The 14,139-nt window shown below is 48.6% G+C and carries 10 protein-coding genes; 7 read left to right on the top strand and 3 right to left on the bottom strand.

The features are described from left to right. Window positions 1-152: 152 nt before the first annotated feature. The 6 genes from kdsA (at window position 153) to ygiD (ending at window position 8,202) form a co-directional block, all read left to right on the top strand. Complete coding sequence (gene kdsA / locus Q4A84_RS06550) at window positions 153-989, top strand: 3-deoxy-8-phosphooctulonate synthase (protein ID WP_303088128.1); 837 nt, start codon at window positions 153-155, stop codon at window positions 987-989. Window positions 990-1,098: 109 nt separating this feature from the next. Beyond that, a complete protein-coding gene (locus Q4A84_RS06545; protein ID WP_303088127.1) occupies window positions 1,099-3,153 on the top strand; it encodes a capsular polysaccharide biosynthesis protein in 2,055 nt (684 codons plus the stop codon). Window positions 3,154-3,168: 15 nt separating this feature from the next. Then, complete coding sequence (locus tag Q4A84_RS06540) at window positions 3,169-4,398, top strand: capsule biosynthesis protein (RefSeq protein ID WP_303088126.1); 1,230 nt, start codon at window positions 3,169-3,171, stop codon at window positions 4,396-4,398. A gap of 42 nt (window positions 4,399-4,440) precedes the next feature. Then, on the top strand, window positions 4,441-5,856 hold the full coding sequence (locus tag Q4A84_RS06535) for a tetratricopeptide repeat protein (RefSeq protein ID WP_303088125.1): 1,416 nt from the start codon (window positions 4,441-4,443) through the stop codon (window positions 5,854-5,856). A 181-nt stretch (window positions 5,857-6,037) separates the two neighbouring features. Further along, entirely contained in the window at window positions 6,038-7,168 is a 1,131-nt protein-coding gene (gene dnaJ, locus Q4A84_RS06530; RefSeq protein ID WP_303088132.1) for a molecular chaperone DnaJ, read from the top strand. A 233-nt stretch (window positions 7,169-7,401) separates the two neighbouring features. After that, a complete protein-coding gene (gene ygiD / locus Q4A84_RS06525) occupies window positions 7,402-8,202 on the top strand; it encodes a 4,5-DOPA dioxygenase extradiol (protein ID WP_303088124.1) in 801 nt (266 codons plus the stop codon). A 114-nt stretch (window positions 8,203-8,316) separates the two neighbouring features. Here ygiD and Q4A84_RS06520 read toward each other — a convergent pair whose 3' ends face one another. The 3 genes from Q4A84_RS06520 to Q4A84_RS06510 all read right to left on the bottom strand — a co-directional run bounded on the left by Q4A84_RS06520 (window position 8,317) and on the right by Q4A84_RS06510 (window position 13,225). Continuing rightward, a complete protein-coding gene (locus tag Q4A84_RS06520; protein ID WP_303088131.1) occupies window positions 8,317-8,676 on the bottom strand; it encodes a YbaN family protein in 360 nt (119 codons plus the stop codon). Window positions 8,677-8,721: 45 nt separating this feature from the next. Next, window positions 8,722-9,291, bottom strand: coding sequence for a DUF1415 domain-containing protein (locus tag Q4A84_RS06515; protein WP_303088130.1), 570 nt, complete (start codon window positions 9,289-9,291; stop codon window positions 8,722-8,724). 97 nt (window positions 9,292-9,388) lie between these two features. Beyond that, a complete protein-coding gene (locus tag Q4A84_RS06510; RefSeq protein ID WP_303088123.1) occupies window positions 9,389-13,225 on the bottom strand; it encodes a DUF3683 domain-containing protein in 3,837 nt (1,278 codons plus the stop codon). Between the two features lie 490 nt (window positions 13,226-13,715). On the opposite strand from Q4A84_RS06510, the gene Q4A84_RS06505 reads away from it, so the two are divergent. Continuing rightward, on the top strand, window positions 13,716-14,024 hold the full coding sequence (locus tag Q4A84_RS06505) for a hypothetical protein (RefSeq protein ID WP_303088122.1): 309 nt from the start codon (window positions 13,716-13,718) through the stop codon (window positions 14,022-14,024). Window positions 14,025-14,139 lie beyond the last annotated feature (115 nt).

The following is a 14,139-nucleotide window of genomic DNA, read 5'->3' as shown; positions in this document are numbered from 1 at the left end:
ATTTTAAAACAATTAGTAAAGCATGATTTGTACTAGTTATCTAGGACAGCCCCATAATTTAAATTACTTTTTAAAATAAAATGCCTGTCTGAAAATAATTAAATGGGCATTTATCTACCATTTCTTCATTCAAGAATCAGTAATAAATAGCTATGAACATCAAAAATAATCCTCTTTCCAATACCCAACCTTTTACTCTTTTCGGTGGTATCAATGTGCTGGAAGATTTGGGCTCGACATTGAAAGCTTGTGAAAAATATGTAGAGGTAGCCCGCAAACTGGGCATTCCTTATGTTTTTAAAGCTTCTTTCGATAAAGCCAACCGCTCTTCCATTCATTCTTTTCGAGGAGTGGGATTGGATGAGGGATTGAAAATTTTTGCGGCGATCAAGCGGGAGTTTGATGTACCCGTCATTACGGATGTGCATGAGCCGTGGCAATGCAAACCTGTGGCAGAAGTAGTCGATATTTTGCAATTGCCGGCTTTTTTAGCACGACAAACTGATTTAGTTGTGGCGATGGCCGAAACAGGAAAAGTGATTAATATTAAAAAGCCGCAATTTTTAAGCCCCTCTCAAATGAAAAATATTGTGGAAAAATTCAAAGAAGCCGGAAACGATCAATTAATTTTGTGTGAGCGCGGTTCGAATTTTGGCTATGACAATCTGGTAGTCGACATGCTGGGCTTTGGAGTCATGAAGAAGACGTGCCCAGATGTGCCCATTATTTTTGACGTAACCCATGCGTTGCAAACGCGCGAAGCAGGAGCTTCGGCTTCAGGCGGACGGCGCACTCAAGTACTCGATTTGGCACTAGCAGGGATGGCTACCGGCTTGGCAGGGTTGTTTTTAGAAAGCCATGCCAATCCTGATGCTGCGAAATGCGACGGCCCCAGCGCACTGCCTTTGGATAAGTTAGAAGATTTCCTATTACGGGTTAAAGCAGTGGATGATTTGATTAAATCTTTCCCATCTTTGGAAATTCAATAAATGATTGATGCCTGTCTGAAAACAGTGAAGTATGGCGTGTTTTCAGACAGGCATTTAATTTATCGCGGTATAATTTATATTTTTGTTATTCTTCTAATTTTCAAAAAACGTGAAAAAAGCTGCTATTTTTTCTCGGGGCATTCTCAAAATCCCCGATTTAAAAAACTTTTTCCCCGGCACTCAATTAAGCAAACCGAATTCTTCAGCAGATTGCGTATTCGGTTGGGGCCTACGGCCTACGGCCGACAAGGCACGTGCTTACGCTAAAAAGCGAAACATACCTTATATCGCATTAGAAGACGGCTTCTTACGGTCTGTCGGTTTGGGAGTTGATGGCTATCCACCATTCGCCATTGTGTGGGACGATAAAGGAATTTACTACGACACCACCCGCCCTTCTCGCTTGGAGCAACTCGTTTTATCCTCGAACCAACTTGAAGCCGCCTTTTTAAAGCAGTCAGAAGAAGCTATCGCTTCGATTACAGCTAACGAATTATCAAAATACAACCATGCTCCTTCGTTTTCAGACAGGCATTCGCAACCAGCACTGCTTGAAAAAGAAATCATCTTAGTTATCGACCAAACTTTTGGCGACATGGCCGTGCAATACGGCGGAGCAGATGAGCAAATATTTCAACAAATGTTTAAAGCCGCGTTACACGAGCATCCAAAAGCCGAAATATGGGTTAAAACACATCCCGACGTTTTAACCGGCAAGAAAAAAGGTTATCTAACCGATCTGGCTCGGCAAACACGCGTAAATCTCATTGCGGAAGACATCAATCCAATTTCACTGATCCAACGATCTGATAAAGTTTATTGCGTTACCTCACACATGGGCTTTGAGGCGCTTTTGTGCGGCAAACCGGTAAGTGTTTTTGGTAAACCGTGGTATGCCGGTTGGGGGCTGACCGACGATCGGCATGCCGACATGGCAACGCTGCACCAAGCGGGCCGCCGCGCGCCGCGCAGTTTGGCTCAACTATTCTCGTCTGCTTATCTGCAATACACGAGCTATATCAATCCGAATACCGGAGAATCAGGTAATATTTTCGACGTCATTGCCTATCTGAAACAGGCACGCCTGTTAAACCAAAGGCTTCATGGTCATCTTTATTGTGTCGGAATGTCTCTATGGAAGCGTTCGGTTATCAAACCTTTCTTCAACCTACCTTCCTGCACCTTACATTTTGTTTCTTCAACCAACAAAATCCCGCAGAACTTACCTGACAAATCACGTCTCTTAATTTGGGGAAATGGCAAAGATGATTTATTAAGCCTAGCTCACGCCCGAAAAATCCCGCTGTTGCGTATGGAAGATGGCTTTATCCGATCAGTTGGCCTAGGCTCAAATTTAGTACCGCCCTTATCATTGGTGGCCGACGATCTGGGCATTTACTTCAATGCCCAAACCCCTTCGCGACTGGAACACATCCTACAAAACCACGCTTTTTCTGAGCAAGATAAAATCACGGCCCTCGCCTTACAACAAAAACTGATTACCTCGAATATCAGTAAATATAATGTCGGCATACGTGCTTTCGAGCGACCGGATACGCCGAAAAAAATCATTCTGGTTCCCGGTCAGGTAGAAGACGATGCGTCCATTCGCTACGGCTCGCCTGAAATTCATCGAAATGCCGCCTTGTTAAGCAAAGTACGAGAACTCAATCCTAATTCATTCATCATCTACAAACCGCATCCCGATGTTGTAAGCGGCAACCGCATCGGACATGTCAATCAAGAGGATACTGACCGGCTTGCTGATATGGTTGCAATAGAAGCCGACATACTTTCCTGTCTGAAGATAGCCGACGAAGTTCACACCATGACCTCCCTTACCGGCTTTGAAGCCTTGTTGCGCGGAAAAACCGTTCATTGCTACGGATTACCTTTTTATGCCGGTTGGGGTCTAACCCATGACTACATCCCACTACCAAGGCGCACAAAAAAATTAAATTTAGCCGAACTCATCAGTGGAACTTTAGTCTATTACCCGCTCTATGCCGACTATCGAAGGCATACTATTATTGATGCCGACACCGCTATCCGCATCCTTTCCGCCCAGAAAGCAACACAAGCAGGACAAACCGGCTTACGCCGCAGTTGGTTTGCAAAACAAAGAGGTAAGCTGGCACAGCTTTATCTCTCCCTAAAGAAATAAGAAGCCATAAACACAATGCAAAACCCTACTCTTCAATCGAATTTAGAAAAACTCAGCCAAAACAAACGCATCCTCTTGCTCCAAAGCCCCATTGGCCCATTTTTCCGCAACTTGGCACAATGGCTGGAGAATAAAGAAGTTGAAGTATATAAATTCAACTTCAACTATGGAGATCAGGTATTCTATTCTGCTCATATTAAAAACACGTATTGCTATAAAGATCATTACGAGCATTTTGAATCCTATCTCACAACATTTTTACAAGATAAAAAAATTGAAGCCGTAGTCTGTTTCGGAGACACCCGCCCTTACCATGTCGCCGCTAAACGTATATGCGATCGTTTGCACCTCAGTTTTTGGGCTTTTGAAGAAGGCTACTTCCGCCCGCATTTCATTACATTAGAAGAACACGGCGTCAACGCTTATTCTCGCCTACCACGCCGGGGAAACTTCTACCTGAATGCCTATGCTTGTCTGAAACAGCAAAAATACACCGCTCCCGCAGCAGTACCCGATGGCTTCTGGCCCAGAGCCAAGCTTGCTATACGTTATTACTTATCTTCCAGCCTAAAGCACAGTCAATATCCGAATTATCAACACCACCGCATTAATCAGCTGAGCCACTATATCCAGCTTTGGGTACTCTCAGGCATTAAGCGTGCCAACTACATTCTCAACGATCATAGTTTCGCCAAACAAATCGAAAGCGGTAAGTTTGGTCGCTTTTTCGTCTTGCCACTGCAAGTATTCAACGACAGTCAGATTCACGTTCACAGCGATTTTGCCAGCGTACGCGACTTCCTCTTGCATGTGCTCGATTCATTTGCACACCATGCCCCACACGATACCACCCTACTCATCAAACACCATCCAATGGATCGAGGTTTTATCGACTACAGAAAAGACATTGATGCTTTTCTTGAAAAACATCCCCAGTTTCATCGTCGTATTTATTACGTCCATGACGTACCATTGCCCGTATTCTTACGCCACGGTATCGGTATGGTTACCCTAAACAGCACCAGCGGCCTATCGGCACTTATCCACCACATGCCGGTCAAAGTACTCGGTCGTGCTCATTACGACATCCCCGGCATGACCTCCCAACAACCACTGGCCCAATTCTGGCAAAACCCCGACCAACCAGATCAAGCCCTTTTTCATGCCTATCGCATGTATCATTTAAACATCACCCAAATCAACGGCAGCTTCTATAGTCGCGTCAATTTGCCTGAAATAAACTAAAATAGCAGCATCAAAAACAAAAATAGATACTCACTTACCGATATGCAAGCAACCGACGATTTGGTTTTCAGGCAGGCATTGGCCTGTCTGCATAAAACCCCGCCTGCTTACGAGCAGGCTTTACCGCTACTCGAACAATCCGCACTTTCCGGCAACGGTGAAGCCGCCGACCGTCTTGGAAATTGCTACCTCTACGGCTTCGGCACCTCGGCCAACCGCATACAAGCAACCTATTGGTTTAAACAAGCGGCCGATTTAGGGCACCACAACGGCAGCTTTCACCTATCCATGCTCCGCGAGCAAAACGGCATCCCTTTCTGCGAAATTCTGCCCGTATACACTCAGCTGGCTCAAGAAGGCTTCCTCCCCGCCCAAACACGCCTGATGGATTACTATGCGGAGCACAACCCTGCTCAAGCACTCTATTGGGCCAAACAATCCGCCGAGCAGCACAGTAGCCCCAAGGCACTGTTTTTTCTTGCACAACATCATCAAAACAGCAGCCATCCCGACAAAGCTGCTGCTTATCAATATTACCGCCAGGCAGCAGCACAAGGCTACGCTCCCGCCCACTGGCAAATCGGCCTGCAATATCTACGCGGCGAAGGCGTTCAGCCAAACTCCGAACAAGCTCTGCACCATCTGAAAATTGCTGCTCATTCCGGCATTCCGGCGGCTCAAACCGAATACGCCCGCCAACTTTTGGCAAACAGCCATAACTCGGCACATACTCAAGAAGCCTTGCAATGGTATCGCACCGCCGCTGCCAAAGATGACAGCGAAGCGCACATGGCTTTGGCCCAGCTCTATCTAATCGGCCAATATCTGCCGCACGATTTACAGGCAGTACGCCGCCACGCAGACGCTGCGGCTGGAGCCAACCATCCCCGTGCCCTACGTCTTTTGGGAGATATTTACCAATACGGATTAGGCATCAATGCTTCCGAAAAAACAGCGGCAGACTATTATCTTCGCGCCGCCCAAGCAGGCGACATTGCAGCCTATCTGAAGCTGGCCGACACACCGTTTGCCGCAACAGATTTAACATTGCAAACCCGATTCCAACAAACCGAACACACTTACCAAACCGCCTTCGCCCGACAATACGGCCTAGAATGCCGCCAAAATTATTCCGAAGCGCTAACGCTTTACCTACGTGCGGCAGAGCAAGGCCATCCCAAAGCACAAGCCTGTCTCGGCATGATGTACCAAAACGGCCACGGCACCCCCATCGATTCCAAGCAAGCCGCACATTGGCTGACCCAAGCTGCCCTCCAAGGCGATCCTGATGCCGCCTACAATCTTGCCAACCTTCTTTATCACGGCCATGGCGTGCCACAAGATACCAAAACCGCCTGCTTATGGCTTTCCATTGCAATTACCACCGGTCATACGGCAGCAAAAGCATTACGCTGCCTATTATACGAATGGAGAAATAATCCGCAGGCGAACCAATAAACCCGAACCGTCTTTGCCTGTCATCCCTATAAAATAGATGCTAAAACACAATGCCTGTCTGAAAAATCACAACAGCAGCGGAGGGGCTCTTTTTGCAATAAAATGGCATCAGCCTCTTTAAATCTGCCAAAACGCCCATATTTTTCGTCCGACTTCAAATAAACCACCTTACTGACAAACCATTATGAGCCAAGATTTTTATGAAACATTAGGCGTAGCCAAAAGCGCCAGCGACGAAGAAATTAAAAAGGCCTACCGCAAGCTGGCCATGAAATACCACCCCGACCGCAATCCGGGCAACAAAGAAGCCGAAGAAAAATTCAAAGAAATCCAAAAAGCCTACGACGTACTCTCCGACGCACAAAAACGCAGCGCCTACGACCAATTCGGCCATGCCGGCGTCGATCCCAACATGGGCGGCGGATTCGGAGGTTTCGGCGGATTTGGCGGCGGCGCACAAGGCTTTGATTTCAGCGATATCTTCAGTCAGATGTTTGGCGGCGGCGCGGGCGGCGCACGCCAGCAGAATTATCAAGGAGCCGACTTGCAATATGCTGTTGAAATCTCCTTGGAAGAAGCAGCGTCAGGCATTAAAAAACGCATCAGCATCCCTACGTTTGAAGACTGCGATGTCTGCCACGGCAGCGGTGCCAAGCCCGGCACTTCCGCCACCACATGTTCAACCTGCCACGGCAGCGGCACCGTACACGTACGCCAAGCCATTTTCCAATTGCAACAAACCTGCCCCACTTGCCACGGCAGCGGAAAAGAAATCAAAGAACCCTGTGCAAAATGCCGCGGCGAAGGCCGCATCAAAACCACCAAAACGGTGGAAGTCAACATTCCGGCCGGCATTGATGACGGCCAGCGCATACGCTTAAGCGGCGAAGGCGAGCCTGGTCGCAACGGCGCGCCGAGCGGAGATTTGTATGTTATCGTGCATGTCAAAGCACACAAAACCTTCGAGCGGAACGGTTTGGATTTGCATTGCGAACTGCCGATCAGCTTTACTATCGCTGCCCTCGGAGGTGAAGTAGAAGTGCCCACACTTGATGGAAAAGTGAAGCTCAACATCCCGAAAGAAACGCAAACCGGCCGTCGTATGCGTATTAAAGGCAAAGGTATCAAATCGCTGCGTTCCAATGCGCAAGGCGACTTATATTGCCATATTCTGGTGGAAACACCGGTTAACCTGACTGACCGCCAGAAAGAATTGCTGGAAGAATTTGAAAAAATTTCCACAGGCCTGACCCGATCGCAAACACCACGTCAAAAATCGTTCAAAGACAAACTGCGCGACTTGTTTGAGTAAACAGGAAACTAAAAAGCGAAATGCTTGTCATTGTAAAAAATGGCAAGCATTTTTTATGATAGTCAAACTTAAGATAAAGCCAGGTCATTATTTTCATTCCCAATCTTTTCTTAGGATATAATCGCCAGCCGTTTTAAGAATTATAGCCATTTGATTCTTTCAACATAGTCCCAAAAAACAACTATACCTATGATTATTAAATCAAATCAAAAAAACAATTTAGAGAACGCAATATGTCCCTTCCCGTATTGTTTATTGGGCACGGCAGCCCGATAAACGCTATCGAAGACACCCCGTACAGCACTTCCTGGCAAGGGCTAGGGGAAGAGTTGCGTGACATTTATGACGAAGAAATTAAAAGCATCTTGTGCATCTCGTCTAACTGGGTGACCGATGGCACTTCCGTAACCGCCATGGACAATCCACGTACCATTCATGATTTCAGCGACTTCCCACCCGAATTAAGTAAAATTACTTATCCTGCTCCCGGCAATCCGGAACTGGCGGCCGAAATTCAACAGCTGTTGGCTCCCGACCCGGTAACAGCAGACCATTCATGGGGGCTGGATCATGCAACTTGGATGGTATTGCACCGAATGTTCCCTACTGCCGATATTCCGGTCGTGCAACTGAGCCTTAATCGGCATTTCAATGCTCAAGAACACTACAAAACGGCGCAGAAACTTGCCGGCCTGCGTAAAAAAGGCGTTTTGATTATCGGCAGCGGCAATATCATCCACAATCTCAGCTTACTTGATCTGCGCCATTTCAACCAACCCGGCCCCGGATACACATGGGCGGAGCTGGCGCATGAAGTAATCCTGAAATGGTTGAAAAACCATAACCTTACCTCTCTGCTTGACGACAGTCATTATCCGCAGCCCATCCGTACCGGCCAGCCTTCGCCAGAACATTTCTGGCCGCTTCTTTATGTATTGGCGGTCAGCAAACGCAAAGAATATATGGAAATTTTCAATGATGAAATCGTCGGCAAATCGGTTAGTATGACTTCTTTAATCATAGGAATGGACTAAACCGGAAACGCCCAATCTAAAAAAAAGCCTGTCTGAAATATTTCAGACAGGCTTTTGTTGTTAAAACACGGTTTTATCTTGCTGCTAATAAAACTCGAACACTACGATCCGTTATCAAGCATCCGGCAAGCGGCTCATCCAAATGCCGGTTGCTAAGCAGATAACGCTGGCAATAGCCCCCATCCACCATCGCTGCGGAAACCGCCAGAACAACATCAAGCAAGAAACCGCCATCATGCTCCAAGCAAGGTATTTCGCACGGCGAGGAATGGCTCGTTTGGCTTCCCAATTCTGAATCATCGAGCCGAAATAACGGTGCCCGTGCAAATAACCATGCAAACGCGGCGAAGCGCGCGCCCAGCATACTGCTGCCAACAACACAAAAGGCGTGGTAGGCAGCACGGGCAAAAAAATGCCGATGACGCCGAGCGCCAATGAAATGGCGCCGGCCAGCCAGAAAATCGAGCGAACAATCATAATTCTTACCGTATATGTGTTTCTACACTGCCAACCGGCAGCTTATTTATGTTTAACAGGGCATTCAGCGGCAATGCCCAGCTTTTCCCAGCCTTCATGCCCCATTTTTTCCAATAATGCGATATTGCGCCCGAAAATCGCTTCTGCATCAGGAAAGCTTTCGGTTGCTTTAGCGATACTTTGCTCGCGAATCAGATGCAGCGTCGGATAAGGCGAACGGTTGGTATAGTTGCTGATGTCGTCTTGCTCCGTATTCTCAAACATAAAACCCGGATGAAAGGGAGCAATCTGCAGCACGCCTTCCAAACCGTTATCCAGCACCGCCTGATCGGCAAAATCAAGCATGTCGTTAAAGGTTTCAAAATCAGGAAATAGCGCAGGATGAACCAGCAGACTCGTTTCGGTTTCTTCCGGCGGCGTTTGCGCCAGCAGCAGCAATTCGCGATCAAGGTCTTCTAAAAAGCCGTCTAAATGCTTGGCATGGCTTACGGCAATTCGCACTCGCTGCTTCACATAAGGCGCTTTGGCAAACGGGCACAAATTCAATCCGATAACGGCTTTTTCCAGCCAGCTTCGGGTATGCTCAATCACGGTTTGGTCGGATAAGGTCATCATGTTTACCGCAAAATAGTTCGCATAATCATAATGCCTGTCTAAAAAAACATAAAGCGCTTTTGTTTTTCAGACAGGCATTATAACGGGAGCCGCATTACAATCTGACGCGCTCAATGCCGCCGTTTTTGGCTTTTTCGACAAACTCGTTCTGCCAATTCTCACCGAGGATGTGTTTGGCCATTTCCACAACGATATAATCGGCAGGCATATTATTATCTTCGCTGTAACGGCTCAGGCCTTGTAGACAGGCTGGGCAAGACGTCAGCATTTTAACTTGCCCGCCCTCTTCCTGCGGCAATTGTTTGAGGTTTTTCTCGATTTCTTCCTGTTTGCGGAATTTGACTTGCGTGGCAATATCGGGCCGTTTAACCGCAAACATACCGCTCTCACCGCAGCAACGATCACTCAGCACCACCTCTTTACCCATCAGCTCACCGGCCATTTTGGTGGCATTCATGGTTTTTATCGGGCTGTGGCAAGGATCGTGGTAGAGATATTGCGTGCCTTTCACGCCGTCCAACTTCACTCCTTTTTCCAGCAAAAATTCATGAATGTCTATGATACGGCAATCCGGGAAAATTTCTTCGAAGCGGTATTTATCGAGCTGGTCGTAACACGTTCCGCAGCTGACCACCACAGTTTTGATATCCAGATAATTCAGCGTATTGGCCATACGGTGGAACAACACGCGGTTTTCAGTGGCCATCTGCTCGGCTTTGTCTTTGTCGCCGCCCGCGTCTTGCGGATAACCGCAGCAAAGATAGCCCGGCGGCAATACCGTCTGCACACCGGCATGCCACAACATGGCTTGAGTCGCCAAACCAACTTGGCTGAACAAACGCTCGGAACCGCAGCCAGGGAAATAAAACACGGCCTCGCTGTCTTCAGACGTTTGCGGGTTGCGGATAACCGGCACTGTTTTGCTGTCTTCGATGTTCAGCAAGGCACGGGCGGTGCGGATAGGCACATTGCGCGGCAGCGGGCGGTTGATAAAGTGAATGACCTGCTCTTTAACCGGTGCTTTACGGGTGGTGGCTTTCGGAGCGGCTTTCTGCTTTTTCGCACCCAAATGCAGCTTTTTACCCAAGTCGTAACCCAGATTCTGCAATTTGAAACCGGCCTGTACCACGCCTTTACGCAAGAAATTGATGGTGCGCGGATCGGTGGCATTCAGCATCGCCATGCCCGCCGCGGCCGCAGGATTAAACTTCCGTTTACCCGTTTTGCGCAGATAATTGCGGATGGCAACCGTAACGTCGCCGAAATCGATGTTGACCGGGCAAGGACGAACGCAGCGATGGCACACCGTACAATGGTCGCCCACATTATTCAATTCGTCGAAATGCTTCAGCGAAACGCCGCGGCGGGTCTGCTCTTCGTATAAAAACGCTTCGGTCAAAAGGCCGACGCCGAGTATTTTGTTGCGCGGGCTATAAAGCAGATTCGCCCGCGGCACATGGGTGCTGCACACGGGTTTGCATTTGCCGCAACGCAGGCAGTCTTTAACCGAATCGGCGATGGTACCCAAATCCGATTGCTCCATAATCAACGATTCGGCACCCAGCAATTCAAACGAAGGGGTATAGGCACGGCGAAGGTCGGAACCTTTCATCAGCTTGTGCCGGTTGAAACGCCCCTGTGAGTCGACCCGGGCTTTGTAATCCCAGAAAGGCTGCATTTCTTCGTCGGACAAAAATTCCAGCTTGGTAATGCCGATGCCATGTTCGCCGGAAATAACTCCATTCAGACTGCGGGCAATGTGCATAATCCGATCAACGGCTTTGTGGGCCGTTTGAAGCATCTCGTAATCATCGGAATTAACGGGAATATTGGTATGCACGTTGCCATCGCCCGCGTGCATATGCAAAGCAACAAAGACCCGTCCGCGCACGGTTTTGGCGTGAACGGCGGCCAAACCCTGCATGATTTTGGTATCCGCCTTACCGCTGAAAATTTCAGACAGGGGTTTCATCACGTCGGCTTTTACCGACACGCGCAAGCGGAAATCGCGGAACGCAGTAAAACAGCTTTCTTCATCTTCCGCTTCAGGCTCGGTATATACGGCTTTGCCGTAACGCTGCCGATATCCGGCCAACGGTGAATCCAGATTGGCCAGCAGCCACTGCCACCGCTCCTGCACCGCTTGAACATGGGCCAGCGCATGGTCGGCACGGGCGCCTAACAGCTCGCTTTTGGGCAAATCGGTACCCAATTGCTCCACCGGCAGATTGCCTTGCAAATACCGAATCAACGCATCGCACAGAGCCAGTTTGTTTTTAATCGATAATTCGATATTGATGCGCTCGATGCCATCGGAGTATTCACCCAGCCGCTCCAGCGGAATAACCACATCTTCGTTGATTTTAAAGGCGTTAGTATGCTTGGCAATCGCCGCCGTACGGCTTCGGTCAAGCCAAAATGTTTTACGCGCCTCGGGCGTTACCGCGATAAAGCCCTCGCCGTCGCGCGCCTGCGCCAGTTTTACAATATGCTCGGCCGTTTCGATAACGTCTTGTTCATCATCGCCAACAATATCCGCCAGCAATACCATTTTCGGGCGGCCTTTTCCCGCCGCTTTGGTGGCATAGCCGACGGCTCGAACATAGCGCCAGTCCAAATGCTCCAAACCCGCCAGCTTCACGCTATTGTGGCCGAGCAAATAATCGCGTATTTCCACAATAGATGGCGTGGCATTGGCAACTGTACCGAAAAACTCAAGGCAAATGGTGCGGATGTATTTCGGCATTCTGTGTAAAACGAAGGCCACGCTGGTGATGATGCCGTCGGTACCCTCTTTTTGCACGCCGGGCAAACCGCTTAAGAATTTATCGGTAACGTCTTTTCCCAACCCAACCTTACGAAAATTACGGCCGGGAATTTCCAGACGTTCGGTTTTTACAATGTTGACACCTTCCGCATCCAAAGTGTGCACATCGAAAACCGCTGTTTCTTCGTCATGAATTTTGCCGAAGTTGTGCCGAATACGCTCGATTTTCAACCATTCGCCCTGCGGATTAACCATTTTCCAATAGGCCAGATTATCCAGTGCCGTACCCCACAAAACGGCTTTCTTGCCGCCGGCGTTCATCGCCACATTGCCGCCAACGCAAGAGGCGTCGGCAGAAGTCGGGTCAACCGCAAAGACCACCTTGGCGGCGGAAGCGGTTTCTTCCACCCGCCGCGTAACCACGCCGGCGCCGCAATGGATAACAGGATGCGTGCCTTCCAATCCGGGCAAAGCCACATATTGCACGCCTTGATGCTTATCGAGTTTTTCGGTGTTGATAACCGCACTCATGGCATCAAGCGGCACCGCACCGCCGGTATAGCCGGTGCCACCGCCGCGCGGGATAATGGTTAAATCCAGCTCGATTAATGCACGCACTAAAGGCGCGATTTCGTCTTCCGTATCGGGGTTCAGCACCACAAACGGATATTCCACCCGCCAGTCAGTCGCATCGGTAACGTGAGTTACCCGTGCCAAACCGTCAAACATAATATTGTGTTTGTGGGTGATTTTGCTTAAACGCTTGAGAATTTCAGCGCGCTTGCGGCGGGTTGTTTCAAAACTGTCATCAAACCGCTTAACGGCGGCTTCCGCTTCTTGTAACAACAATGCCACTTGCTCGTTATCGTCGCGACGCTTCTGGATTTCATGCAGACGGTGGCGCATTTCTTTCACCAGCGCAGCTTGGCGGTTGGGATGCTCTAATAAGTCGTCCACCAGATAAGGATTACGCACCACCACCCAAATATCACCCAATACTTCGAACAACATGCGCGCCGAACGACCGGTTTTGCGCTGACTGCGCAAATCTTGCAATACGTTCCATGAATCTTCGCCCAACAGGCGGACAACGATTTCTCGATCGGAATAAGAGGTGTAGTTGTAAGGGATTTCGCGGATGCGCTGGGGAGCGGTCGTGGTCATTGTGATGTGTCCGTTGGCAAAAATGCCGTTTTATTTATGGTTAGTCATATGAAAGCCCTCTGCGAGCTATCAGGCGACAAACTGCTAATTTAATGTAATTTAAGCTCTTTTTCAATGGAAATTTATGAAATTCATCCATCTATATTTTTCATACAGGCCAAAAGTTGTCAACAATCTGCACTCAAATGGCCAACGGCTGCCCGTTATTCGGTAAAGCCTGTCTGAAAACCCTGCCTAGGGATAGCTTCGTTTGTTGCAACAATAAAAAATAAAGAAGATTTACTAAAGGCGACAAGCTGGTTTGCCTTATACCATTGAGAAGATTGAAAATCCGACTTCGCATTCACAATCTTCCGCCATAATCGCCTATAAAAAATTAGCGGGATTTCTGTTAAATTATCCGATGGCTAACTGCCGTTAACAGCCAACCGATTACCATGTCAACCGTCGCAACACACGTTGCCGTCGTTTAATTCAAAGAGAGATATTCATGAACCTGAAAAAATTAACCGCACTTGCTTCTTTAACTTTGCTGTCCGGCAGCCTGTTGGCCGCGCCGATGCCCGGCCCTGATGAAGTCCGTCATGAGCCGGTTGCTCCGGCGCCTGCTCCGGCACCGCAACACGATCATGCCGCCCCCGGCGATGCCGACCGAATCCACCGTGCCGATCCTCATCGCGCCCAACCTCAAGCACCGATGCACAAAAAACGTAAATTCCAACGTGCCGCAAAAAAACACAACGCACCGCACAAAATCCATCGCAATGATTCACCCGAACCGCACGAACCAAGAGATTAAGAGAACTTGAATTACAAATGCCTGTCTGAAACAATTTTCAGACAGGCATTTGCATTTTTAGGCTTAAAGCAGACCCTAAATAAAGTGCCGTCACAGGACAATGCGCGATAACAAA

The organism is Neisseria sp., assembly GCF_030527965.1.
Taxonomy (GTDB): Bacteria; Pseudomonadota; Gammaproteobacteria; order Burkholderiales; family Neisseriaceae; genus Neisseria.
Note: the sequence above shows the minus strand (reverse complement) of the source record. Positions and strands in the feature narration are given on the sequence as shown.